The 23,158-nt window shown below is 62.4% G+C and carries 23 protein-coding genes and 1 other RNA gene; 16 read left to right on the top strand and 8 right to left on the bottom strand.

Annotated elements, in window-relative coordinates:
* The first annotated feature begins 96 nt into the window (after positions 1 to 96).
* From K3179_RS09345 to K3179_RS13540, 5 genes are all read left to right on the top strand, one after another.
* On the top strand, positions 97 to 1,305 hold the full coding sequence (locus K3179_RS09345; RefSeq protein WP_221564337.1) for a hydrolase: 1,209 nt from the start codon (positions 97 to 99) through the stop codon (positions 1,303 to 1,305).
* Positions 1,302 to 2,318: an arginine N-succinyltransferase gene (locus K3179_RS09340; RefSeq protein ID WP_221564334.1), complete on the top strand. Its 1,017-nt coding sequence runs from the start codon at positions 1,302 to 1,304 to the stop codon at positions 2,316 to 2,318. Before K3179_RS09345 ends, K3179_RS09340 begins: the two co-directional genes overlap by 4 nt.
* Positions 2,315 to 3,565, top strand: coding sequence for an N-succinylarginine dihydrolase (locus K3179_RS09335; protein WP_221564332.1), 1,251 nt, complete (start codon positions 2,315 to 2,317; stop codon positions 3,563 to 3,565). Before K3179_RS09340 ends, K3179_RS09335 begins: the two co-directional genes overlap by 4 nt.
* Positions 3,566 to 3,714: 149 nt before the next feature.
* Complete coding sequence (locus K3179_RS09330) at positions 3,715 to 3,972, top strand: hypothetical protein (protein WP_221564329.1); 258 nt, start codon at positions 3,715 to 3,717, stop codon at positions 3,970 to 3,972.
* Positions 3,973 to 4,064: 92 nt separating this feature from the next.
* Positions 4,065 to 4,187 (top strand): hypothetical protein, encoded by a 123-nt coding sequence (locus K3179_RS13540; RefSeq protein WP_282098719.1) that lies wholly within the window; start codon positions 4,065 to 4,067, stop codon positions 4,185 to 4,187.
* A 41-nt stretch (positions 4,188 to 4,228) separates the two neighbouring features.
* On the opposite strand, the gene ssrA is transcribed toward K3179_RS13540, so the two are convergent.
* Positions 4,229 to 4,573: a transfer-messenger RNA gene (gene ssrA, locus K3179_RS09325) on the bottom strand.
* Positions 4,574 to 4,625: 52 nt separating this feature from the next.
* Positions 4,626 to 5,093, bottom strand: coding sequence for a large conductance mechanosensitive channel protein MscL (gene mscL / locus K3179_RS09320; protein ID WP_221564326.1), 468 nt, complete (start codon positions 5,091 to 5,093; stop codon positions 4,626 to 4,628).
* Positions 5,094 to 5,229: 136 nt separating this feature from the next.
* Here mscL and K3179_RS09315 point away from each other — a divergent pair, with 136 nt between their 5' ends.
* From K3179_RS09315 to K3179_RS09295, 5 genes are read left to right on the top strand one after another with little or no spacing between them, the layout of a single operon-like run.
* Positions 5,230 to 5,832, top strand: coding sequence for a LemA family protein (locus K3179_RS09315; RefSeq protein ID WP_221564323.1), 603 nt, complete (start codon positions 5,230 to 5,232; stop codon positions 5,830 to 5,832).
* Between the two features lie 8 nt (positions 5,833 to 5,840).
* Positions 5,841 to 6,665: a TPM domain-containing protein gene (locus tag K3179_RS09310; RefSeq protein ID WP_221564320.1), complete on the top strand. Its 825-nt coding sequence runs from the start codon at positions 5,841 to 5,843 to the stop codon at positions 6,663 to 6,665.
* Positions 6,665 to 7,342, top strand: coding sequence for a TPM domain-containing protein (locus K3179_RS09305; RefSeq protein WP_221564318.1), 678 nt, complete (start codon positions 6,665 to 6,667; stop codon positions 7,340 to 7,342). The genes K3179_RS09310 and K3179_RS09305 overlap by 1 nt, the downstream gene beginning before the upstream one ends.
* A 9-nt stretch (positions 7,343 to 7,351) precedes the next feature.
* Positions 7,352 to 7,924, top strand: coding sequence for an NUDIX hydrolase (locus tag K3179_RS09300; RefSeq protein ID WP_221564315.1), 573 nt, complete (start codon positions 7,352 to 7,354; stop codon positions 7,922 to 7,924).
* Positions 7,925 to 7,926: 2 nt separating this feature from the next.
* The gene (locus K3179_RS09295) at positions 7,927 to 8,709 is read left to right on the top strand and encodes an SDR family oxidoreductase (RefSeq protein WP_221564314.1); all 783 of its coding nucleotides are present in this window, start codon (positions 7,927 to 7,929) and stop codon (positions 8,707 to 8,709) included.
* Between the two features lie 37 nt (positions 8,710 to 8,746).
* On the opposite strand, the gene K3179_RS09290 is transcribed toward K3179_RS09295, so the two are convergent.
* From K3179_RS09290 to K3179_RS09280, 3 genes are read right to left on the bottom strand one after another with little or no spacing between them, the layout of a single operon-like run.
* A complete protein-coding gene (locus K3179_RS09290) occupies positions 8,747 to 8,965 on the bottom strand; it encodes a PspC domain-containing protein (RefSeq protein WP_221564311.1) in 219 nt (72 codons plus the stop codon).
* A complete protein-coding gene (locus K3179_RS09285) occupies positions 8,962 to 9,081 on the bottom strand; it encodes a recombination protein F (RefSeq protein ID WP_198507709.1) in 120 nt (39 codons plus the stop codon). The genes K3179_RS09290 and K3179_RS09285 overlap by 4 nt, the downstream gene beginning before the upstream one ends.
* A gap of 31 nt (positions 9,082 to 9,112) precedes the next feature.
* Positions 9,113 to 9,232 (bottom strand): recombination protein F, encoded by a 120-nt coding sequence (locus K3179_RS09280; protein WP_100259379.1) that lies wholly within the window; start codon positions 9,230 to 9,232, stop codon positions 9,113 to 9,115.
* Between the two features lie 230 nt (positions 9,233 to 9,462).
* Here K3179_RS09280 and recF point away from each other — a divergent pair, with 230 nt between their 5' ends.
* The gene (gene recF / locus K3179_RS09275; RefSeq protein ID WP_221564309.1) at positions 9,463 to 10,539 is read left to right on the top strand and encodes a DNA replication/repair protein RecF; all 1,077 of its coding nucleotides are present in this window, start codon (positions 9,463 to 9,465) and stop codon (positions 10,537 to 10,539) included.
* On the opposite strand, the gene K3179_RS09270 is transcribed toward recF, so the two are convergent.
* A complete protein-coding gene (locus K3179_RS09270; protein WP_247712922.1) occupies positions 10,536 to 11,237 on the bottom strand; it encodes an arylesterase in 702 nt (233 codons plus the stop codon). The genes recF and K3179_RS09270 overlap by 4 nt on opposite strands.
* A 47-nt stretch (positions 11,238 to 11,284) precedes the next feature.
* On the opposite strand from K3179_RS09270, the gene K3179_RS09265 reads away from it, so the two are divergent.
* A complete protein-coding gene (locus K3179_RS09265; RefSeq protein WP_221564305.1) occupies positions 11,285 to 11,974 on the top strand; it encodes an ABC transporter ATP-binding protein in 690 nt (229 codons plus the stop codon).
* Positions 11,971 to 14,478 (top strand): ABC transporter permease, encoded by a 2,508-nt coding sequence (locus K3179_RS09260; protein WP_221564303.1) that lies wholly within the window; start codon positions 11,971 to 11,973, stop codon positions 14,476 to 14,478. Before K3179_RS09265 ends, K3179_RS09260 begins: the two co-directional genes overlap by 4 nt.
* 217 nt (positions 14,479 to 14,695) lie before the next feature.
* Here the strand turns inward: K3179_RS09260 and K3179_RS09255 are convergent, their stop codons facing one another.
* Positions 14,696 to 17,395 (bottom strand): TonB-dependent receptor, encoded by a 2,700-nt coding sequence (locus K3179_RS09255; RefSeq protein WP_221564300.1) that lies wholly within the window; start codon positions 17,393 to 17,395, stop codon positions 14,696 to 14,698.
* 256 nt (positions 17,396 to 17,651) lie between these two features.
* On the opposite strand from K3179_RS09255, the gene typA reads away from it, so the two are divergent.
* Complete coding sequence (typA, locus tag K3179_RS09250; RefSeq protein ID WP_221564297.1) at positions 17,652 to 19,472, top strand: translational GTPase TypA; 1,821 nt, start codon at positions 17,652 to 17,654, stop codon at positions 19,470 to 19,472.
* Between the two features lie 104 nt (positions 19,473 to 19,576).
* A complete protein-coding gene (locus K3179_RS13470; RefSeq protein ID WP_221564295.1) occupies positions 19,577 to 20,557 on the top strand; it encodes an aspartyl/asparaginyl beta-hydroxylase domain-containing protein in 981 nt (326 codons plus the stop codon).
* An 84-nt stretch (positions 20,558 to 20,641) separates the two neighbouring features.
* On the opposite strand, the gene K3179_RS09240 is transcribed toward K3179_RS13470, so the two are convergent.
* The gene (locus tag K3179_RS09240) at positions 20,642 to 21,484 is read right to left on the bottom strand and encodes an outer membrane protein (protein ID WP_221564293.1); all 843 of its coding nucleotides are present in this window, start codon (positions 21,482 to 21,484) and stop codon (positions 20,642 to 20,644) included.
* A 171-nt stretch (positions 21,485 to 21,655) separates the two neighbouring features.
* On the opposite strand from K3179_RS09240, the gene putP reads away from it, so the two are divergent.
* Positions 21,656 to 23,134, top strand: a complete 1,479-nt coding sequence (putP, locus tag K3179_RS09235) for a sodium/proline symporter PutP (RefSeq protein ID WP_221564290.1) — start codon at positions 21,656 to 21,658, stop codon at positions 23,132 to 23,134.
* Positions 23,135 to 23,158: the final 24 nt, after the last annotated feature.

Raw genomic sequence — 23,158 nt, 5'->3', positions numbered from 1 at the left:
TACCCGGGGAGGAGCGATCCGACCTATGCCGCCAGCGGTTGACGATTGCAAGCGGCGGGGTGGACACTTGGCGCATCCCGACTAAGGAAGTTGCCAATGAAACCGGACAGTGCCCCGCAAGCCCTTCTCGACGCAATCGATGCAGACACCATGCTGCGTGAAGTCCAGGACTGGGCGGCCATCAATACCGGCACGGCCAATATCCAAGGCCTCGATAAAATGGCCGGCGTGCTGGCCGATGCCTTCAGCGCCCTTCCCGGCGAAGTCGAGCTGGTCGAACCCGCCACCGTAACCGCCATCAGCGCGGATGGACGCGAGTACGAAAAGCCGCATGGCAAGCACATGGTCCTGCGGGTGCGCCCCGAGGCCCAGCGGCGCTTCGTCATGACCGGCCACATGGACACAGTGTTCCCTGTCGACCACCCCTTCCAGGAAACCGTGTGGCTCGACGACGAGTCCATCAATGGTCCCGGCACCGCCGATATGAAGGGCGGGCTGAATATCATCCTCCACACGCTCAAGCTGTTTGAGACGATCGAAGGTTCGCAGCGCGTCGGCTACGATGTGATGATCAATTCGGACGAGGAAACCGGCAGTCTCGCCAGCCGCAGCCTCATCGAGGAGCTGGCGCGCGGAAAATACGCGGCGCTGACCTACGAGCCGAGCGCCCTGCCCGACGGCACGTTGGCCCACGCACGCGGCGGGACCGGAAACTATTCGATCACGATCACCGGCAAGTCCGCCCATGCCGGACGCAACCCGCACGATGGCCGTAACGCCATTGTTGCCGCCAGCGACCTGGTGCTTCGCATCAAGGCGCTCGAGGCGGATGACATCACCATAAACCCGGCCAAGATAGAGGGCGGCGCAGCCAATAACGTCGTGCCGGACCTTGCCATCCTGCGCTTCAACATCCGTCCTAAGTCGACCGATGCAATGAACCGGTTCGACGGCGAACTCGACGCGATCCTGCATATGATCGAGGCCGACCACGAAGTCGGCATCCACCGCCACGGAGGCGTTACCCGCCCGCCAAAGCCGGTCGACGAAAAGGCCCAGCGCCTGTTCGATCTCGTCAAATCCTGCGGCGCCGAACTCGGCCAGGAGATCGGCTGGAAGAGCACCGGCGGCGTTTGCGACGGCAACAATATCGCCGCCACCGGCGTCCCCGTGGTCGACACCATGGGCGTGCGCGGCGGCGCAATCCACTCACCGGACGAGTTCATGATCGTCCCATCCTTGCGGGAACGCGCGGCGCTGTCCGCGCTGGTCCTGACCAAGCTTTCCACCGGAGACCATTTGTGACTTTCCGCCTCCGCGCTGCCCATATCAGCGACCTTGAACACCTGTACGAAATGGCCAAGCTGACTGGCGGTGGCTTCACCAATCTTCCCGCAGACAGGGCCGCATTGACCCGCAAGCTGGAACGCGCCGAGGCCGCGTTTTCGCGCACCGACGATGAGCTTGGCGACGACCAGTTCACCCTCGTGCTGGAAAACACCGAAACCCGCCAGGTGCGCGGCACGTGCCAGCTGTTCACCCAGGTCGGACAGCAATGGCCGTTCTACAGCTATCGCATGACCACGCTAACGCAGCACAGCCAGGAACTCGACCGCACCGTGCGCGCGGAAATGCTCAGCCTGACGACCGATCTCGAAGGTTCTAGCGAAGTCGGCGGCCTGTTCCTCCACCCCGGCGAACGCGCAGGCGGTCTTGGCCTCCTGCTGGCACGCAGCCGCTATCTCTTCGTTGCCATGCACCGTGCGCGCTTTGCCGACCGCATCCTCGCCGAATTGCGCGGCGTGATCGACGATCGCGGCGGATCGCCCTTTTGGGACGGCGTCGCAGGACGGTTCTTCGGCATGACCTTCCAGGAAGCGGACTATTTCAACGCCATCAATGGCAACCAGTTCATTGCGGACCTCATGCCCAAGCATCCGGTCTATATCGCCATGCTGGGCGACGAGGCGAAGAAGGTCATCGGCGTGCCCCACCCGAGTGGACGTGCGGCCATGCGCATGCTCGAGAACGAGGGATTTGCGGCCGAAGGCTATGTCGATATTTTCGATGGCGGCCCCACGATGACGGCCCGGACGGATACGGTGAAAAGTATCGCGAACGCAAAGGCTGCCAATATTTCTGCAACCGACCTGGAAGAGGGCGAACGCGCCCTTCTCGCCACCGGGAAATTCGACGATTTCCGCAGCTGCTATGGCCTGCGCGCATTCGGTGACGACGGTAGCATGACGATCGACGCCTCTGCCGCCGAGACACTGGGCGTGAGCAAGGGCGACGAAGTATGGAGCGTCGCGCGATGAGCCTGGTTGAGATCAATTTCGACGGCATCGTCGGGCCGAGCCACAATTACGCAGGCCTCAGCCTCGGCAATATCGCGAGTTCCAGCCATGGTGGGGATACCAGCTATCCGCGCGCCGCAGCGCTACAGGGACTCGGCAAGATGCGCTCCAATATGGAGCTTGGACTTGCACAGGGTTTTCTCCTCCCCTTGCCGCGCCCCAATCTCGGGTTGATCCGCGATCTGGCATTGGACGCCGATGCCCCGCGCCAGCTGATCGCAGCAGCTTGGTCCGCGAGTTCGATGTGGACCGCCAATGCCGCCACCGTCAGCCCCGCTCCCGATACGGCAGACGGGCGGTGTCACCTGACGCCTGCCAATCTCGTGACGATGGCCCACCGCGCGCAGGAATGGCGCGACACCAAGGCGCAGCTCGACATCGCATTCGGCGACACCCAGCATTTCGCCGTCCACGACGCCATCCTGCCGACCTTCGGCGATGAGGGTGCAGCCAACCATATGCGCTTTTGCGAAGGGCATGGTGCCGAGGGCGTGGAAGTGTTCGTCTATGGTACGCAGGGCGGAAAGTTTCCCGCCCGCCAGCACGAACAGGCCAGCCGCGCGGTCGCACGCCTGCACGGCCTCGACCCGGAAAAGTGCGTCTTCATCGAACAAAACCCGGAAGCGATTGCTGCAGGCGCGTTCCACAATGATGTGGTTTCCGTTGCCAACGAGCGCGTCTTGTTCACTCACGAACGCGCCTTTGCCGACAAGCAGGGCGCGTACGACGCGATTACAGCGTCATTCCCCGCCCTCCAGGTGGTCGAAGTGCCCGAAAGTGCCGTCAGCCTCGAAGAAGCGATCCGCACCTATCTGTTCAACGCGCAGCTTCTCACCCTGCCGACCGGCGAAATGGCTCTTGTGGTGCCGACCGAATGCCAGGAAAGCGCTGCGGTCTGGTCGTGGTGCGAACATATGCTCGCGACGAATGGCCCGATCCGCAAGGTCATCCCAGTGGATGTGAAGCAATCGATGGCCAATGGCGGCGGCCCCGCCTGCCTTCGCTTGCGCGTGGTGGCCGATCCGGCAACTGTCGATCCGCGCTTCATTCTAAATGAAGCCAAGCTGGAACGCGTGGAGGCCGTCGTTGCGGAAAATTGGCCGGAACAGATCGATCCGGCCGATATCGGCAGCGATGCCCTGGCAAAGACGGTAATCGAGGCGCGCGAGGCGCTGCTATCTGTCCTGTCCTTGGACACTCTCGCTTAAACCGGCCCAACACGGTTAACGCGCTGGACTCGGCTTCCGCGCCGCGCCTACACTCCTTGACGCATTAACCACCGGGAGCCGCAGGCTGGCGTCGAAACCCGCCTGATCACGCACCCGGAAGTTAACAAATCGAGGAAGCGCACATACCCATGTGGACCAAGATCAAGCGGCTTTTCGTGATCAAGACACGCTTCGAAGCGTTCTTGATCATCTACGCCCTTGCTCTTGGCGCCATGACGCGCGGCGCGCATTACACGGTCGAATACCCCGGCGTCGGCGGCTGGCTGCTGATGGCAGCCACCGCAGGCGCTGTGTTCCTGGGCGGTGCAAAAATCCTCGACGCGATCCGCTACGAGACCGAAGCGCGCAAGGCCGAAGAGGCTGAAACAACCAGTACCGACGCGTGAACCGAGCAGGTCGAAAACTATTCCATCGCGTTGGAATAGGGTTCGTACCCGAATCCCTAGCGGGATGGGGGTGCGTTTTTCTCGTGATCTCAATGATTTTGCTTGTAATATTTCTGGCAAACAACAGCGAGAGCGCCTTCGTGCAGGCAGGCGCAGGCGTGATTGCGATCGCGACTTTCATCGCGCTCATGGTCTTTGCTAAAAACAACAGCTGAAGAAGGTGGGGGTTTCTGTTGCTAGCTACCCCCGGAGCCCCGGAATCCGCTTCTGTTGCCCGGTGGGTCCAACCGCGCTTTAGCTTTGTAAGATCAGGCCGTTAGGCCGTCAGGTTACGCAGCGATTGCGAGTGCTTCGTTATCGTTGGCACTTGTGTGTTGTGAACAGTTTTACGGGTTACTCAGCCCGGGCGAAAACACTGTCTTTCAGCACACGTCGATCCTAGTTCGGCCCCGTCAAAAACCGCGCATTTACCGCGGGTTATGGTGGAGCCGCCGGGTACTGCCCCCGGGTCCGTTGTACCTATTGCACAGCGCAGTTTATCGCCATAGCCGGCCGAAACCGACAGGCCTCATATAGCGATCAAAGCCTTAATGTGAAGTGAGCGCGAAAAAGGGGTGCGGGAAGCACGATTGCGCTCCCCGCATCGCCAGACCTCAACCCATGGGGCCTTTCTCAGGCGCATAGTCCGGACGCGTCGCGCGCAATTCGTCGCGGATTTCCTTGAGCAGGTCGATCTCGCTCGGACCTGCCGGTGCCTCTTCCTTCTTTTCCTCGAATTCGGCCATCACCTTCTTGGCGTAGCGAACGAGGATGAAGATGATAAAGGCCAGGATCAGGAAATTGATCACCGCAGTGATGAAACTGCCATAGCCGATCATTGCGGCGCCCGCTTCCTGCAAGGCGGCGTAATCGTCCATCGGACCGTCATAACCTTCGGGCACGTCGAGCAGGAAGAAATACCGGCTGAAGTCCGCGCCGCCGAAAATGGCGCCGACGATCGGCATGATGATCTCGTCGGTCAGCGACTTCACGATGGTGGCAAACGCACCGCCGATGATCACCGCGACGGCGAGTTCCATCACATTGCCCTTGGCAATGAATTCCTTGAAATCCTTGAGCATGAACTGTGTCCCTCCACTGCGACCCGGATAAAGGATTCCTGCCAAAATTGATGCAGGTCCACAAGCGCTGCAATCCTTGAACGCAGCTACAACCGTGCTATCTATATAAAACAGTATTCGAAAAAGGGGTTTCTCGATGACACGTTTCGCCAGCTTCCGCGTCGCTTTCGTTGCCGCGGCCGCGATGGCTCTCTCGGCCTGCGGCATCAACTCGGTTCCGGCAGCGGAAGAAAACGCCAAGGCCAAGTGGGCCGATGTCGAGGCACAGTTCCAGCGTCGTGCGAACCTGATCCCGAACCTTGTCGAAGTGGCGCAGGGCGCCGCCGAGAACGAGCGCTCGATCCTGACCGAGGTCACCGATGCCCGCGCCCGCGCAACCAGCGTGAATATCGACGCGGCCGATCTGGGCGATGCCGAAAAGATGGCTGAATTCCAGGCCGCACAGAGCCAGCTTGGTCAGGGCCTCGGTCGCCTGCTCGCGAGCTTCGAAGCCTATCCGCAGATCCAGTCGAACCAGAATTTCCTCGCGCTGCAGAGCCAGCTGGAAGGCACCGAAAACCGCATCGCTGTCGCCATTCGCGACTACAACGAAGCGGTGCGCGAATATAATACGACGATCCGCACCTTCCCCGACACAATCGGCGCTAACATCATCCACGGCGCAGAACCGCTGGTTCCCTACGAGGCTGCGACGGAAGGGGCCGAAGTCGCTCCGACCATCGACATGACCTCGAACTGAGCGCGTTGATGCGCCACCTCCTTGCCGTGCTCGCCTTGGCGGGGGCGCTGCTTGCGTCCCCTGCCCTGGCGCAGGAGTTTCCCGAGCTGACCGGACGGGTCGTCGATCAGGCGGACCTGCTCAGTCCGGCGGAAGAGGCAGAGCTGACGCAGAAGCTGGCCGCGCTGGAGGACCAGTCGCAGCGCCAGCTCGTCGTGGCGACCATCAGAGACCTGCAAGGATACGACATTGCCGATTACAGCTACCAGCTGGGTCGCGAGTGGGCGCTTGGTGACGCCGACCGAGACGACGGTGCATTGCTTGTCGTCGCTCCGAACGAAAGAAGGGTACATATAGCGACCGGCTATGGCGTGGAAGGTTACCTAACCGATGCTCTTTCTGCGGTCATAATCCAGAACGACATCCTTCCGAGGTTCAAGGAAGGTGATTATCCCGCCGGTATCAATGCCGGTGCCGATGCGATCATCGGCCAGCTGGTCCTGCCTGAAGACGAAGCGCGCCGGATCGCCGCAGAGGCGAGCCAGACGCGCAAAGCCGACAGTGGCTTCCCCTACGGCGGCCTGATCTGGCTTGGCTTCATCTTCTTCTTTTTCATCCTGCCCATGCTGACCGGTCGCGGGCGCAGGCGCCGCTACAAGCGCGGTCCGTGGGGTAACACCGCACGCGACATCATCCTGTGGGAAGTCGGCTCGGCCATCGCGCGCGGCGCGTTGTCGGGCGGCGATGACTGGGGTGGCGGCTCTGGCGGCGGGTTCGGCGGAGGCTTCGGCGGCGGCGGATTTTCCGGCGGCGGCGGCAGCTTCGGCGGCGGCGGCGCATCGGGGGGTTGGTAATGGCGAGCTATCTGAACGCAGAACAGCACAAGATCGTTTCGGATGCGGTCGCTTCGGCAGAAGAGACGACCGCGGGCGAGATCGTAACCGTCCTGGCCGACCGGAGCGACGGGTATACCGACGTCTCGCTGGTCTGGGCGATCGCGCTGGCCTTTACGGCCATGAGCCTTTTCGCCCTCTTCCCCGTGCCCTTCCAGGACTTGTGGGATTCGCTCTTCGGCGGGTGGCGACACGAATGGACCACCGGCGAGATTGCCAGCCTGACCATCGCGCTGGGCCTCATCACCTTCATCGCCGCATGGGCCATCCAGCTTTGGGATGCTCTCCGCTTTGCTTTGATCCCCGGCCCGGTGAAATTTGCACGGGTCCACGCGCAAGCGGTCAAGCACTTCAAGGTCGGCGCCGAGCGTCGCACCCATGGTCGCACCGGCGTGCTGCTCTATCTCTCGATGCGCGAACACCGCGCAGAGATCGTCGCCGACGAACCGATCGCAGCGAAAGTCGATGCGGAAGTCTGGGGCGAAGCGATGGCCGACATGCTCGCGGAAATCAAAGAGGGCCGGATTGCCGAAGGCCTGGCAGCAGGCGTTCGCGATGTCGGCGCCGTCCTTTCCCAGCACTTCCCGCGCGCAGATGACGATGTGAACGAGTTGCCCGACCGCCTCATTGAAGTCTAGGGAGGCCGCATGGCCGAACCTATCGAAGTGCCGGGCCGCGATGCGGATGCCGACAAGCTTGAAGAAACCATGTGGCAGGGCCGCTTCGTCACTGCCAAGCGCCGTGGCCGCTGGGAGTACGCCAGCCGTTCGCGCGGGATCAGGGCCGCTGCCATCATCGCCATCGACGAGGAGGATCATGTCATCCTCGTCTCCCAATACCGCGTGCCGCTGGGGCGGATTTGCCTGGAAATTCCAGCCGGTCTCATCGGTGACGATGAAGGCAAATCGGGCGAAAGCGCCGAAGACGCCGCAGCGCGCGAGCTGGAGGAAGAAACCGGTTACCGCGCCGCTCGAATGGAGAACCTCGGCGAATTCTATTCCTCGCCCGGAATGGTCAGTGAAAGCTTCACGCTCATGCGCGCCCATGGGCTTGCAAAGGTCGGCGATGGCGGCGGCACGGAGAGCGAGGACATCGTCGTTCACCGCGTCCCGCGAACCAAACTCGCGGAATTCGTTGCCCGCTGGCGCGCGATGGGTCACGGTGTGGATGTAAGGATCGCGATGCTCATGGCATCGAACACAATGATATCGGGAGAGTAGGAATGGCGAAACGGTGTGCGGGCAAGCTGGCGCTGGTGACCGGCGCGGCGCAGGGCCTTGGGCGTGCCCATGCAAGAAGGCTTGCCGAAGAAGGCGCACGGGTACTGTGCACCGACATCAACGGTGAAGGCGCCGAAGCGACCGCCGCTGAAATCGTCGAAGAAATGGGTGCCGGCCACGCCTATGGTGTGCAGCATGACGTGACCAATCCCGAAGACTGGGAACGTGTGGTCGAGACGGCCGATGCAGAACTCGGCGGGCTGAACGTGCTGGTGAACAATGCGGGGATCGGCGTCGCCGGGAATATCGAGACCTGCGATTTCGACGACTGGAAACGGTGTTTCTCCGTCAATGTCGATTCGATCTTCCACGGCTGCCAGAAGGCCCTGCCGCTGATGCGCGAACACGCGCCCGGTTCGATCATCAACATTTCGTCGATCGCCGGGCTCATCGCCAGCGACACGATGCCTGCTTACAACTCATCGAAGGCTGCGGTGTGGATGCTGTCGAAGTCGATCGCGCTGCATTGCGCGAAGAAGCAGATGCAGATCCGCTGCAATTCCATCCACCCGACCTTCGTCGATACGCCGATCCTTGACGGGACGGCACGGCATTCGGGGCTGGATAAGGACGTCCTGATGGACAAGCTGGCCCGGCAGATCCCGCTCAGGTTTGTTGGCGAGCCGAACGATATCGCCAACGCGGTGGTTTATCTCGCCAGTGACGAGAGCCGTTTCATGACCGGTGCGGAGCTCAAGCTCGACGGCGGTATCTCGGCCATGTGACGGATTAGAGGACGCGGTATTGCCCCCGCGTCCTCTGTCAGTCTGCGATCAGTCCGATCGCCAGGTAGATCAGGATTAAGCTTCCGAAGCCGAGCAGCGTTCCCAGGACGAAGCCGACGCGAACCAGCGTGGTGTCGATCCCGAAGTAGCGGCCGATACCGGCGCATACACCCATCATCTTTGCATTCGTGCGATCCAGTTTGAAACTGCGGCTGGGGCGCACTGCATTGTCGTCGCGGAATTTCAGGTCGCTCATGCGATCATTCCGGTCGGGGTGGCATAGGCAATGGCGGTTGCGAAGAAGCCGGCCGAGATCATAACCGAGACGGCAGCGGCCATGACGCGGCTACCGATGTTTTCATTGTCGAACATGATGGTTTCCTTAGATTGGGTTGGCTGGTGATCAGGCGACGAGGCCGGCGGGCGTGGCGGGGATGATTGCGAAAGCCATGCTGAGTGCCGAAAGGCCGAGTGCGAAGACAGCTGCGAAAGCCTTGTTGGTGTCGAATGCGAAAGCGGACATGAGTGATACTCCCTTTGTAATTTCTGCTTCCCTCCGGACCATCCGGGGGACACCAGAATGATTGCAACAGGCGTGCCAAATTCGAAAAACGGCGGAATTCTGCGGATGCCCGCTTAATCTGGCAGACAGGTTTCGTTCATCAATCCGAAAGGTTGGGAAATTTCACCAACTATTGGATTTGGGTAATTTGCTGGCGGCGAGAGAGTGCCCGCGCTAACGCTTTCGTGCCCATGCTCGAGCGCATTTCCCTCACCCAATTCCGCAATCACGCCTCTACCGACCTTGAGGAAACGGCGCGGTTCAACCTGCTCGTGGGCGAGAACGGCGCGGGAAAGACCAATGTCCTGGAAGCGCTCTCCCTGCTTGCCCCCGGGCGCGGCCTGAGGCGTGCGGCGCTGGTCGACATGGTGGCCCACGGCTCGCCGACCGGCTTCACTATCGGTGCCGATCTCGCGCAGGACGAAGAGCGGGTTCGGCTCGGCACTTACACGGAAAGCGACAATCCCGGTCGCCGCAAGGTCAGGATCAACGGGGCCGAGGCCACGGCTTCGGCATTGGGGGAATGGCTCGCCCTGACTTGGCTGACACCTGCGTTGGACGGCCTGTTTACCGGGCCTGCTGCCGACCGCAGGCGGTTCATGGACCGCATGGCGCTGGCCCTAGACCCCGCTCATGCAAGCTATGCCTCGCGCTACGAGGCGGCGCTACGCGAACGCAATCGGCTGCTGGCAGACGACCGCCCGCCGGACAGTTCATGGCTCGACGCGATAGAGGCGCAGATGGTCAAACACGGCGGACGCCTGATCGCGGGGCGCGCTGCGCTGGTCGACACGCTGATGGCCAGCATCGCGCATATGCCTGCCGAACCCTTCGCCAGGCCCGCCCTCACCTATGCCCCCGGCGGAGCCGACAATGCAGATGCCTTGTCGCAATCCCTGTTCGAGAACCGAAAGCGCGACCGTGCGGCACAGCGCACGCTAACCGGCCCGCATCGCGACGAGCTGGAGGTGATCCACGCGGCCAAACGCGTACCTGCCGCCCAAAGCTCGACCGGAGAACAGAAGGCCATGCTGGTCGCAATCACGCTCGCCCACGCAGGATTGGCCGCGAAAGGGCGCAGCGGCATCCTGTTGCTGGACGAAGTCGCCGCCCATCTCGACCCGATCAGGCGCGCGGCCCTGTTCGATCAGTTAGCAGCTAGCGGGGCGCAAGTCTGGATGACCGGCACCGAACTCGCGCCCTTCGAGGCAATCGCGCCGCAGGCAGCTACCTGGCGGGTCGCAGGCGGCGAGGTCACACGGATTTAGTCCGCCGCAGGTATAGCGGCCTCGATCCGGTCGACGGTCGCTGCCACCAATCGGTCGATACCTTCGTTGGTGGGGTGAATACGGTCATCCTGGAACAGCGATGGGTCCTGATAGATGCTCTCGAGCCAGAACGGGACCAGCGTCGCGCCATATTCCTCTGCCAGTTCGGGATAGAGGTTGTCGAAGTCCTGCTGGTATTCCGGCCCGTAATTGGGCGGAGCGCGCATCCCCATCAGCACGACGGGAATTTCCCGGTCGCGCAATTCGCCCAGCATGCTTTCGAAATTGGCACGGGTCTGCGCAGGCGAGAGGCCGCGCAGCATATCGTTGCCCCCCAGTTCTAGGAGAACCAGGTCCGGCTTCACTTCCTGCGCATCGAGCGCGAATGCGAGACGTTTCGCACCCGCACCGCTGGTCTCGCCCGATACCGCAGCGTTGATCATCTGCGCGTTGATGCCGCGTTCGCGCAGCGCCCTTTCGAGGTCTGTCGGGTAGCTGTTCTCGAGACCCACGCCATATCCTGCGAAGAGACTGTCTCCAAAGGCGAGGATGTGGCGCTCGGGTCCCGAGACCTCGATCGTCTCCGCGCTCGGAGCGGCAGCGCTCGTTTCCTCGGTCCGCTCGAGCGTCTCTGCCTCGCTGCCACAGGCAGCAAGGGACAGGGCGGCGGCAAGCATCGACAAACTACGCAGAACCATCGGCGGACTTCCTTGAGAGTTGCTGTGCCATCTGCCATCGCAGCCACGTGACCACTTCTCAAGATGCGATTTGCGCTCGCGACCTGCGCCTCACCCTCGGCTCCACCCAGGCCCCCGTCGAAATCCTCAAGGGACTGGACCTCACCATCAAGCATGGCGAGACCGTTGCCCTGCTTGGTCCGTCCGGATCGGGCAAGAGTTCGCTCATGGCGGTGCTGTCGGGGCTGGAACGCGCGACAAGCGGCACGCTGAGCGTTGCCGGGCAGGATTTCGCCGCAATGGACGAGGACGACCTTGCCCGTGCACGCCGCGGACGGATCGGCATCGTGCTGCAGGCGTTCCACCTGCTCCCCACCATGACCGCGCTTGAAAACGTAGCGACGCCGATGGAACTGGCAGGCGAAAGCGACGCGCAAGCGCGCGCTAAGGCTGAACTGGAAGCAGTAGGGCTCGGCCACCGTCTCGATCACTACCCGCAACAGCTTTCCGGCGGCGAGCAGCAGCGCGTGGCCATCGCCCGCGCCATCGCCGCGCGCCCCGAGCTCATCTTCGCAGACGAGCCGACAGGCAATCTCGACGCGGCGACGGGCCACGAAATCGTCGAACTGCTCTTCGCCCGCCGGGCCGAAACGGGCGCGACACTGCTGGTCATCACACACGACCCCGAACTGGCCGATCACTGCGGCCGCGTCCTGACCCTGGGTGACGGACGCATTGCCAGCGATAGCGCCGCATGAGCTGGTCGACCGCCTGGCGGATCGCGCGGCGCGACCTCAATGCCCGCTTCAAGGGCCTGCGCCTGCTGCTGGTATGCATTTTCCTCGGCACGGCAGCGCTCGCCGCGATCGGCACGCTGACCGCCGCAATCGAACGCGAACTGGCTGCGAACGGACAACAATTCCTCGGCGGCGACCTGCAGGTCGAACTGTGGCAGCGCTCGCTCAACGAAGAGGAGCGCGCGGCTCTGGAAGAGCTAGGCACCGTTTCGGCGGGCACACGCCTGCAAGCCATGGCGCGCAAGGACGACAATGCGGCGCCTATCGAGCTCAAGGCCGTTGACGAACTTTACCCTCTATATGGCGAACTGGTTTTGGAAGGCGGACGCAAAGTTACCGCGCCTTCGGGCAACGATGCCTATATCGCCCCCGGTGCCGCCGACCGGCTGGGTCTTGAAACGGGCGACAGCTTCCTGATCGGTACCGAAACCCTGCAGGTTGCCGGGATCATCGAAGATGAGCCGGACAGGCTGGGCGAAGGCTTCCAGCTCGGACCGACCATCATCGTGGCCGAAGACGTTCCGCAGCGGGCCGGATTGCTGGCCCCGGGCGCCATGTACCAGAGCAAGACGCGCGTCGCCTTCGACACGCCCCGCGATCTGGAAGCGGCCGAAGAGGATCTCGAAGAGCGTTTCCCCGAAGCCGGCTTCGATATCGACACGGCCGAGCGCGCGGCACCCGGCACCGACCGGTTCGTCAGCCGGATGAGCGAATTCCTCACCCTTGTCGGTCTCGCAGCACTCGTCATCGCAGGGATCGGCATCGGCGGCGGTGTCTCCTCCTATCTCGATGCCCGGCGCCAATCCGTCGCCACCCTGAAGATCCTCGGCGCAACGAGCCGGGATATTGCGCGCATCTATGCGCTACAGATCTTCGCAGCGGCCGCCGTCGGCAGTATTGCAGGGCTTGCCGTGGGCGTTGCTGTCGTGCCGCTCCTCGCTGCGGCGCTGGAAGGGCTCTTGCCGGTCGATACCGGTTTCGTCATCGACCCAGGGGCCTTGCTGCTCGCCACTGCCTACGGGCTGCTCGTCGCGCTGGTGTTCGCCGCTCCGCCCCTTATGCGGGCACGACATTTCCCGGCCATGGCGCTGATGCGCTCGAACATCGCTCCGCTGGCGCGCGATCGATCTGCACTGGTCGTGGTCATCGCAGGCCTTGCCGCCATCGTCGGCCTGGCGCTTATAACCGCGAGCCAGCCGCTGCTTTCCGGCGGGTTCCTGCTGGGCGCGGCAGTGGTCCTCGCCCTCCTCGCTCTGCTCGGTTGGGCAATCCGCAAGATCGCCGCCGCACTGCCACGTCCGGCCAGCCCCATCGCACGCACCGCCCTCGCCAATATCCATCGCCCCGGGTCGAGCACCGGAGCGCTCGTCACGGCGCTGGGCTTCGGCCTGGCGTCTTTCGTCCTTCTGGCTGCAGTACAGAGCGCCATCGATGGCAATATCGAGAAGCGCGTGCCTGCGCAGGCGCCCGACTATTTCGTGCTCGACGTGCCGCGTGAACAGGAGGACCGCTTTCGCGAACTGATCCGGCAAACCGACACCGACGCTGAAGTCCGCACCGTTCCCGCATTGCGCGGCTCGGTTCTCGCCTTCGGGCCGGAAGGCAATATGACCCGCACGTCCGAGCTGGAAGAAATTCCGGATGGCGCATGGGCCCTGCGCGGCGAACGCGGCCTGACCTACGCCGACGATGTGCCGCCCGGCAACAGCCTGACCGAGGGGCAGTGGTGGGGGGCAGGCTACGACGGTCCGCCCTTGGTCTCTATCGATGAGGAGTTTGCCGAGGCGGCTGGGCTCGAGATCGGCGACCGGCTGACCTTCGGTGTGCTCGGTGTGGAGGTGGAAACCCAGATCGCGAGCCTAAGACAGGTTGACTGGGAAAGCATGGGCTTCAACTACGTGTTCGTGCTCAGCCCCAACGCCTTGAGAAACACGCCGCACAATCTGGCAGCAACTGTGGAGCTGGCCGAAGGCACGCCGACAGGCCCGCTGCTCCAAGCGCTGGTACGCGAATTGCCCTCCACCTCAGTCATCGAGGTCGGCGGCGTCCTGCAGCAGGCACGCACGATCCTCGAGCAGGTCGGGCTGGCGACGCTCGCGGCGGCGAGCGTGGCGGTGCTGGCGGGGCTTGCCGTCCTGCTCGGCGCGATCGCGGCAGCGCGCGCCTCGCGCACTTACGATACGGTCGTCCTGCGCGTATTGGGAGCCGACAGGCGGCAGGTGCTGGTGATGCAGCTGATCGAATACGCCCTGCTCGCAGGTGCGCTCGCTATCGTGGCGCTTGGGCTTGGCAGCCTGACCGCATGGCTCGTCGTGACCCAGCTGTTCGAATTCGACTGGTTACCAGACTGGACCGAGGTTCTGTTGGTACTTGGGCTTGGTTTGGCGACCGTCCTGGTCTTTGCCGTGGGTGGCTCGTTGCCCCTGCTGAGGGCCAAGCCTGCACAGGCCCTGAGAGCGCTGTAAAAGAAAATCCCCCGCTCCGGGGCGGGGGATCAAGGCTGGGTCAGTCAGGGGACAAACCCTCGGGTCGCAGCGCCCTTATAACCCGCCTTCAGTTTCATTTCCGCGACACCGATACCTGCGTCCCGCAATGGGACCGCCAGCACCCGATGTATAAACGGCACGAAAAAGGGGGCCCGAAAGCCCCCTTCTCCTTGTTTCGATTCTGCCTGACTTGCGATCAGAACTTGAACTTCGCGGCCACACCATAGGTGCGCGGCTGGTTCGGGTAGCCCGAGATGGCCTGGCCCTGTGCAACCGACGGGAAGATCGTCGAGATGTAACGATCGTCGAGCAGGTTGCGACCCCAGACCGTCAGTTCCAGGCCCATGTCGAATGCATAGGTCAGCGAAGCGTTGAGGCTGTTCACTTCGCGCGTGAACGGAAGTGCCGCATCGCGCGCCGGACCGAAATCGCGCTCGCCCGTCGCCGGGTCGACAACGATATAGTTGGTCAGGCCGTTAAGCACCTGGACCGGCGACTGGTAGGAGAAATCGCCGCGCAGGATGATACGATCGCCTGCATCGTTGATTTCCTTGTCCCAGGTCGCCCCGAAGACTGCCGAAAGTTCGGGAACGCCGGCAACCTGGACACCCGAAAGATCGCCGACCGGCGAGTTTTCGAAGCTGTCGTAGATCGGGTCGAGATAGGTCATCGCGACGTTCAGCGTCAGCGAATCGGCCGGGCGGACGTACCCGTCGAATTCGATACCGAAGGTTTCCTGCTTGCCTGCGTTCGACAGGATGAACGAGGTCCCGGTGAACGTATTCGCCTGGAAGTCGTCGATCGTCTGCTGGAACACCGTCAGGTTCGCGCCTGCATAGGCCCAGTTGCCCTTGATACCGATTTCGTAGACTTCCGAATTCTCGGCTTCGGCGAAACGGGTGCCCGGACGCAGGTTCGTAACTGCAAGACCCTGGGCCTGGAGCTGTGCGAAGTCGCCCGGGAGCGGACGGCTGTCACGCGACAGGTTGAAGCTGGGTGCTTTGTAGCCCGTTGCCCAGCTTGCATAGACGTTCAGCGTCGGCGAGATTTCGTACGCCAGGCGTACGTTCCAGCTCCAGTCGTCGTCATTGGTGCTGCAGGTTTCGACCGCGTTCGGGCAGTTCTGCAGCGGCGGCAGGAACTGGAACGGGGTCAGCGCCAGCAGCGGATTGACGGCCGGGTTGGTATCGTTTGCATCGGCGAATGCCTGCACGCCTGTCGAAACCTGCTGGAAAGCAGCGGGGTTGCCACCGGCGAATGCGCCGATTTCTGCCTGCGTAGCCGGACGGCCGAGGCCGAGGATCGTGCCTACCTGGGTGGCAAGACCCTGAGCGAAGATGGCGCGATTGCCCGAGGCGACCAAATCGATGTTCGAGAACACGTCCGTGCTCGTCGAGTCGGTGACGATCTGCTTCTTGTCCTTGGTGTAGTTGGCACCCAGCGTCAGGACGAGGCTGTCGACGATCTCGAAGTCGACGTTACCGAAAATCGAGTAGGCTTCGTTGTCCTGGACGATGTTGTTGAAGAAGCCCTGTCCTGCCGCGAAGAACTGTCCGGTGTAGTTCGTACCGTTCAGGGCGGAGAGCGTGGCTTCGAGCGTGTTTACGTTCTGGGTCCCTTCGGTCGCACCCTGCAGAAGAAGGTCGGCATAGGGGCGGAAGCCGTCACCGAAGACGAGCTGGTCCGACGTGTCGACGGTTTCGTCGAAATAATAGCCGCCGAGCAGGAAGTTCAGCGGTCCGTCGAAGTCCGACGAAATGCGCAGTTCCTGCGTGAAGGTGTCGATCGCCGCATCGCCGATGTTGGCGCCGGTCACCGCGTCGAGGCTTGTGAAGTCGACGTCCTGGTCGGCCATCAGCGAGGTTTCGCGATACGACGTGATAGAAGTCAGCGTCAGCGCGCCGATTTCGTAATCGAGGTGGCCCGAGATGCCGTAGTTCTCGATTTCGTTGATCGGGTCCACATCGGTGAAGACCACGTCGCCATCGGGATTGTTGCGGAAGTCGTTGACCTGTCCGCCGAGCAGCTGGATCGCACCGATTTCGGCCGAGGGGCGCACGTTGACGACGCCGCAGCAGCGCTCTTCGATCTTGTCGTAGTCGCCGATAATGCGTGCCTTGAAGGCACCGCCATTGTCGAACAGCAGCTGGCCGCGGGTGAACCAGCGGTTGCGGTCGTTGATGTCTTCACCATTGAAACCGTTCGTCAGGTAACCGTCACGGTTGTTCCAGCCTGCGCCGGCGCTGAAAGCGATCGAGTCGGTGATCGGTCCGGTGACGTAGCCCTTGACGACCTTCGCGTCGTAATTGCCATAGCTGGCTTCGACCATGCCGCCGAACTCGAATTCGGGTTCCTTGGTCACGATCGAGATCACGCCGGCGCTGGCGTTCTTGCCGAACAGGGTCGACTGCGGGCCGCGCAGGACTTCGACGCGCTGGATATCGGGAAGGTCGGAAATCTGCGAAACCGCACGGCTGCGATAAACGCCGTCGACGAACATGGCGACCGACGGTTCGAGGCCGATATTGTTACCGTCCGTACCGAAGCCACGGATGGAGTAGCTGGTGGCGAAAGCGCTCTGCAACTGGCTCACACGAAGCGAGGGAACGACGGTCGCGAGGTCCGAGATATCGCGGATCTGCGCGCGCTCGATCGTTTCGGCGCTGGTGACGCTGACTGCAACGGGGACTTCCTGCAGCGTCTGTTCGCGCTTGGTTGCGGTGACGACGATGACATTGCCCATCGCCTGGTCATCGGATTCGACTGCCATTTCCTCGTCGGAATCGGCGACATCCTGGTCCTGCGCGACGGCAGCGCTCGGCAGCGTAACGGCTGCGGCACCGGCCAGCAGGGCGGTACGAACGGCCGAATTCCGGCCGAAACGATTGAATTTCATGAATAATCCTCTCTCAAAACCATAATTTGGTCGGCTGCGTAGTCCCCACAGCGACGCAGGCTGGTGCCGAATTATTGCCCCAGTCGTTTTCATACAAGCATTTAGCAAGGTCCTTCGCGTGCGCTCGAACGGGTGTGGTGTTTGAGTCACACCCTCAAATACTTGCCGCATTGCAGCATCTAAGCTAGGGGCGCGCACGAATTGCCGCAGGCCGAATCCGGGCCCGCCGCTCCGATACCCTTACGAAAGCAAAATCATGTCCCGCGATCTACGCAACGTGGCGATCATCGCCCACGTCGACCACGGCAAGACCACGCTGGTCGACCAGCTCTTCCGCCAGTCCGGCACCTTCCGCGAAAACCAGCGCGTCGAAGAGCGTGCGATGGACTCCAACGACCTGGAAAAAGAGCGTGGCATCACGATTCTCGCCAAGTGCACCAGCGTCGAATGGAACGGGACGCGGATCAACATCGTCGACACGCCGGGCCACGCCGACTTCGGCGCCGAGGTCGAGCGTATCCTCTCCATGGTCGACGGCGTTATCCTGCTGGTCGACTCCGCAGAAGGCCCGATGCCGCAGACCAAGTTCGTGACCGGCAAGGCGCTCGGCCTCGGCCTGCGCCCGATCGTGGTCGTCAACAAGATCGACCGCGGCGATGCGCGTCCGCAAGAAGTGCTCGACGAGGTCTTCGACCTCTTCGCCTCGCTCGATGCGAATGACGACCAGCTCGACTTCCCTTCGCTCTGGGCCTCGGGCCGCGACGGCTATGCCAGCGACGACGAAACCGCGCGTGACGGCAACCTCGAACCGCTGTTCAAGCTCATCGTCGACCACGTGCCCGCTCCGGGCCTCGACACCGAAGCGCCGTTCAGCTTCCTCGCTACCCTGCTCGACCGCGACAACTTCATGGGCCGCGTTCTCACCGGCCGCGTGCAGTCGGGCAAGATCAACCTCAACGATCCGATCCATGCGCTCGACGGCGATGGCAATGTCATCGAAGTCGGCCGCGCGACGAAGCTGATGTCCTTCGACGGTCTCGACCGCGTGCCGGTCGAAAGCGCTGTTGCGGGCGACATCATCGCGCTCGCCGGCCTTGAAAAGGCGACCGTGTCGAACACCATCGCCGACCCCAGCGTAAAGACGCCGATCGAAGCGCAGCCTATCGATCCGCCGACGCTCGCCATGCAGTTCTCTGTCAACGACAGCCCGCTGGCCGGCCGAGAAGGCAGCAAGGTGACGAGCCGCATGATCCGCGACCGTCTCTACCGCGAAGCCGAAACCAACGTCGCCATCCGCATCACCGAAAGCGCCGACAAGGACAGCTTCGAAGTGGCAGGCCGCGGCGAACTGCAGCTGGGCGTGCTCATAGAAACCATGCGCCGCGAAGGCTTCGAACTCGGCATCAGCCGCCCGCGCGTGCTGTTCCGCGAAGAGAACGGCCAGCGCATGGAACCGTTCGAGACCGTCGTCATCGACGTCGACGACGAGCACTCGGGCACGGTTGTGGAAAAGATGCAGCGCCGCAAGGCAGAGCTCACCGAAATGCGTCCTTCGGGCCAGGGCAAGACCCGCATCACCTTCTCCGCCCCTTCCCGCGGCCTTATCGGCTATCACGGCGAATTCCTGTCCGACACGCGCGGCACGGGTATCATGAACCGCCTGTTCGAGAAGTACGACACCTATCGCGGACCCATCGAAGGCCGCCAGAACGGCGTCCTTATCTCGATGGTCCCGGGTGAAGCCGTTCCCTATGCGCTCAACGCGCTGGAAGACCGCGGCGAGCTGTTCATCAGCGGCGGCGCCAAGATCTACGAGGGCATGATCATCGGCGAGAACGCCAAGCCTGACGATCTCGAAGTGAACCCGATGAAGTCAAAGCAGCTGACGAACTTCCGTTCGACCGGCAAGGACGACGCCATCCGCCTCACTCCGCCGCGCGTCATGACACTGGAACAGGCCATCGCCTATATCGACGACGATGAAATGGTCGAAGTGACGCCGGAGAACATCCGTCTTCGCAAGGCCATTCTCGATCCGCACGAGCGAAAGCGCGCCAAGCGCGCCGCACAGGCCTGATCCGGAAGGAAGACAGGTAAGGCGGTGACAATGCGGTCTTGGAACCGGTCACCGCCTTCGCTAACCGTGCAGTCGATTATGGCAATGCAGGGAGAGTTAGCGCTGTGCCGAGCGACGACGAAGCAGCAATAGACCGCGTCATTGCGTCCCAACCCGGCAATGTCGGCGCGCTTATCCGCAAAGCCGATTTGCGCGCTGCTGCGGGCGACGACAAGATTGCCAACGCCTTTTACCAGGCTGCGCTGAAAGCGGCGGCGGCAAACCCCGGCACCGTTCCCGCCAGCGAGTTGGGCCGCGCACAGCAGGCGGTGCAGCAACTGGCACTTCGTTTCCAGGATTACCTGGAAAGCTCGCTGGCAAAAGCGGGGTTCGCGCCGGGGAGCCGCCCACCGCGCTTCGCCAAGGCAGTCGACATCCTGATGGGTCGCCGCCAGGCTCAATCGGAACTGCAGAACCCGCGCAGCTTCTTCTACCCCGACCTGCCCCAGCGGCGCTATTACGAGAACCACGAGTTCCCATGGGCAAGCGAACTTGAAAGCCGAACGTCTGAAATCCGGGATGAACTGCTGCCGCTGATGGGCCAGGCGGATGGCTTCAAGCCTTACCTTTACAGCGATCCCACTCGGCCGCCCAAGCATGGATTGGTAGACAATCCCGACTGGAGCAGTCTGACCTTGTGGGAAAGCGGGAAGGAAATCCCCGAAAACGCCCAGCAATGCCCCCGGACACTCGAGGCTTTGGACGGAGTCGATCTGCTCAAGCTCGACAAACGGGCTCCGCAAATCATGTTTTCCAAGCTTGCTGCGGGCGCGGCGATCGAACCGCACCTTGGCCTGCTCAACATCCGCCTTGTCTGCCACCTGCCGCTGATCGTGCCCGAAGGCTGCATGTTCCGTGTCGGAGGAGAAGACCGGCAATGGCATGAAGGCACGCTGCTGACCTTCGACGATTCCATCCTTCACGAAGCGGTGAACCGGGGCACGCAAGACCGTGTCGTGTTGATATTCGAGATCTGGCGCCCCGAACTGTCGGAAGAAGAGCGGGCAGCTGTCACGGCGCTGTTCGACGCTGTGGATTCCTACTGACGCGAAAGCCGGGCGCGCAGTGCAGGTACAAAAAAGGGTCGCTTCACATCGAAGCGACCCTTTTTCTGTTTCAGGGCAAGCGCCTTAGAAGCGGTAACCGATGGTAGCCCGTACCGAATGCTTGTCGAAATTGCCCGCATTGGTTTTCAGGTCGGTGCTGCCGCTGCGCAGAACGAACGGGTTGGTGGCCGGAGCCGTTCCCTGACCGACCAGCACGTAAGCGTCATCATCGTCGTAGCTGGAATACAGGTACTCCACGCCGAAGGTGACGCCGCCTGCCACCATGACTTCGGCGCCGCCGCCGAACTGGGCACCGAATTGCCACTTGTCGCCATTCACGACATCGAAGCTGTTCGCGCCGTTCGTGGTGATGAATTCGTGATCGATCTGGCCATAGGCAAAGCCGCCCGTCGCATAGATGAGGCCACGACCGTCGCCCGGCGATGCCCCGATCCGGCCGCGAACGGCGATCGATTTATCGAGTTCCCGTGCGAAGGTGTAGCTGGCGGGCGTCGTGCTGAAGCCGGTGGTGTAGTCGGTCGCATCCGACATCTCGCCTTCCACAAGGAAGCCCGCGACAAGCGCCGAGTTGTTCACACGCTTGTCGAATCCGAGACGTACCGAATAGGCGAGACCGTCATCGTCGTCGGAACAGCCCGCGCTGAATTCGGCACCGTTCGCGATACCGGCGCAAAAACCGGGCAGAAACGCATCCGTCCCCGCAGCCGTGACGACGGTGTCTCCGAAAATGCCGTTGTCGTCGGTTTCGAACACAAGGCGATCGTCGCGCATGCCATCCAGGAAGTCGCCCCCGAGCGTGGCACCGACATAGAACCCGTCATAGGTATCTGTGGTCACCTCTTGGGCGGCCGCAGGCACAGCAACAAAGGCCGCAGAAGCGGCCGCAACAGTAATAAACTTTTTCATAAGTCAGACCCTTAAGTAGTTCACGAAATCGAACTGCCGTCACTTGGCTATGTTCCCGAGATATTTATTGTTTTGTCCTGCCCAATGCACAGCACACCGTCGAAACCCGAGATTTGGGCGGTAAAAATCTAGGATTGGCCAAAGCCGGTTGCGTTTGTTACCTGCCGGTCCATGCAGACCGGAACACTCATCTCTCTTACGCTCTATTTCGTCCTCATGATCGGCATCGGCCTGTGGGCCTGGCGCCGTTCCACCGATACAAGTGAGGGTTATCTCCTCGCGGGACGCAACCTGCCGCCATCCGTCGCCGCGCTTTCCGCAGGGGCAAGCGACATGAGCGGCTGGCTGCTGCTCGGCCTTCCCGGCGCGCTTTACGCCGCCGGCCTTGTGGAGGCGTGGATCGGTATCGGCCTTTTCGTGGGTGCGCTCTTCAACTGGATCGTGGTCGCCCCGCGCCTGCGCAAGCAGACGGAAGAACTGGGCAATGCCCTCACAATCCCGGAATTCCTCGCCAACCGCTTCCCCGACAAGGCGGTCGCCTTGCGGGTTGTTTCCGCCCTGATCGTCGTGGTGTTCTTCGCGGTCTATACCGCTGCGGGTCTCGTCGGTGGCGGCAAGCTGTTCGAGACGAGCTTCGCCGGATTACTGCCCGACGTCGGGATGAGCGACTACATGCTCGGCATCTGGATCACGGCCCTCGTCGTGCTCGCCTACACGATGGTCGGCGGGTTCCTCGCGGTCAGCCTTACCGACTTCGTGCAGGGCCTGATCATGGTCACTGCCCTCGTTATTATGCCGCTGGTCGTCATGTTCGGCGAAGGCGGCAGCGGGGGCGGATCGCTCACCGAAGTGGATGTCCCCGGCTTCCTCAGCCTGACACAGGGTCTGACGGCGCTCGGCTTCATCAGCGCGGTGACCTGGGGCCTCGGCTATTTCGGCCAGCCGCATATCATCGTCCGGTTCATGGCCATCGACACCGTCGCCAAGGTAAAGACCGCGCGCAATATCGGCATGACCTGGATGGGGGTGGCCTTGCTCGGATCCATCGGCATCGGCATCGCCGGGCGCGCCTTTGCAGAGCGTAACGGCATTGTGGTGGACGACCCCGAAACGATCTTCATCGTCCTTGCGAACCTGTTGTTCCACCCGCTGATCACCGGCTTCCTGCTGGCAGCCCTCTTGGCGGCGATCATGTCGACGATCAGCTCGCAATTGCTGGTGGCCTCTTCCTCGCTGACGGAAGACTTCTACAAGCTGTTCTTCCGCAAGCAGGCGAGCGAGCGCGAGAGCGTCAATGTCGGCCGTATCTGCGTCGCATTGGTTGCGCTGGCCGCCATCTGGATCGCCAGCGATCCCGACAGCCAGGTGCTGGGCCTCGTGTCCAACGCTTGGGCCGGATTCGGCGCGGCCTTCGGCCCGCTGATCATCCTGTCGCTCACCTGGGACCGCATGACTGGCGCAGGCGCGGTAGCCGGACTGGTGACGGGTGCCGCTGTCGTGATGGCCTGGATCGCGCTGGGCTGGAATTCCGCCCTGCCCGGCTTCGATGGTGGCCTGTACGAGATCGTACCGGGCTTCATCGCCGCGTGGATTGCGATCTGGCTGGTCAGCAAGGCGACGGCGAAAACCGCAGCCCCCTTGCAAGCCTGACGAAGGCGCTTCACACCGCTCTCC

The organism is Qipengyuania intermedia (assembly GCF_019711615.1).
GTDB lineage: Bacteria > Pseudomonadota > Alphaproteobacteria > Sphingomonadales > Sphingomonadaceae > Qipengyuania > Qipengyuania intermedia.
This window is presented reverse-complemented; position numbering and strand designations above follow the sequence as displayed.

Coding starts and splice junctions, on each gene's coding strand:
- K3179_RS09315 (WP_221564323.1), top strand. CDS start 5,230: ATGACACGTTTCGCCAGCTTCCGCGTCGCTTTCGTTGCCGCGGCCGCG.
- typA (WP_221564297.1), top strand. CDS start 17,652: ATGTCCCGCGATCTACGCAACGTGGCGATCATCGCCCACGTCGACCAC.
- K3179_RS09290 (WP_221564311.1), bottom strand. CDS start 8,965: ATGAGCGACCTGAAATTCCGCGACGACAATGCAGTGCGCCCCAGCCGC.
- K3179_RS09280 (WP_100259379.1), bottom strand. CDS start 9,232: ATGTCCGCTTTCGCATTCGACACCAACAAGGCTTTCGCAGCTGTCTTC.
- K3179_RS09240 (WP_221564293.1), bottom strand. CDS start 21,484: ATGAAAAAGTTTATTACTGTTGCGGCCGCTTCTGCGGCCTTTGTTGCT.
- K3179_RS09335 (WP_221564332.1), top strand. CDS start 2,315: ATGAGCCTGGTTGAGATCAATTTCGACGGCATCGTCGGGCCGAGCCAC.
- K3179_RS09300 (WP_221564315.1), top strand. CDS start 7,352: ATGGCCGAACCTATCGAAGTGCCGGGCCGCGATGCGGATGCCGACAAG.
- recF (WP_221564309.1), top strand. CDS start 9,463: ATGCTCGAGCGCATTTCCCTCACCCAATTCCGCAATCACGCCTCTACC.
- K3179_RS09330 (WP_221564329.1), top strand. CDS start 3,715: ATGTGGACCAAGATCAAGCGGCTTTTCGTGATCAAGACACGCTTCGAA.
- K3179_RS09270 (WP_247712922.1), bottom strand. CDS start 11,237: ATGGTTCTGCGTAGTTTGTCGATGCTTGCCGCCGCCCTGTCCCTTGCT.
- K3179_RS09295 (WP_221564314.1), top strand. CDS start 7,927: ATGGCGAAACGGTGTGCGGGCAAGCTGGCGCTGGTGACCGGCGCGGCG.
- mscL (WP_221564326.1), bottom strand. CDS start 5,093: ATGCTCAAGGATTTCAAGGAATTCATTGCCAAGGGCAATGTGATGGAA.
- K3179_RS13540 (WP_282098719.1), top strand. CDS start 4,065: ATGATTTTGCTTGTAATATTTCTGGCAAACAACAGCGAGAGCGCCTTC.
- K3179_RS09260 (WP_221564303.1), top strand. CDS start 11,971: ATGAGCTGGTCGACCGCCTGGCGGATCGCGCGGCGCGACCTCAATGCC.
- K3179_RS09345 (WP_221564337.1), top strand. CDS start 97: ATGAAACCGGACAGTGCCCCGCAAGCCCTTCTCGACGCAATCGATGCA.
- K3179_RS09255 (WP_221564300.1), bottom strand. CDS start 17,395: ATGAAATTCAATCGTTTCGGCCGGAATTCGGCCGTTCGTACCGCCCTG.
- putP (WP_221564290.1), top strand. CDS start 21,656: ATGCAGACCGGAACACTCATCTCTCTTACGCTCTATTTCGTCCTCATG.
- K3179_RS09305 (WP_221564318.1), top strand. CDS start 6,665: ATGGCGAGCTATCTGAACGCAGAACAGCACAAGATCGTTTCGGATGCG.
- K3179_RS09310 (WP_221564320.1), top strand. CDS start 5,841: ATGCGCCACCTCCTTGCCGTGCTCGCCTTGGCGGGGGCGCTGCTTGCG.
- K3179_RS09285 (WP_198507709.1), bottom strand. CDS start 9,081: ATGTTCGACAATGAAAACATCGGTAGCCGCGTCATGGCCGCTGCCGTC.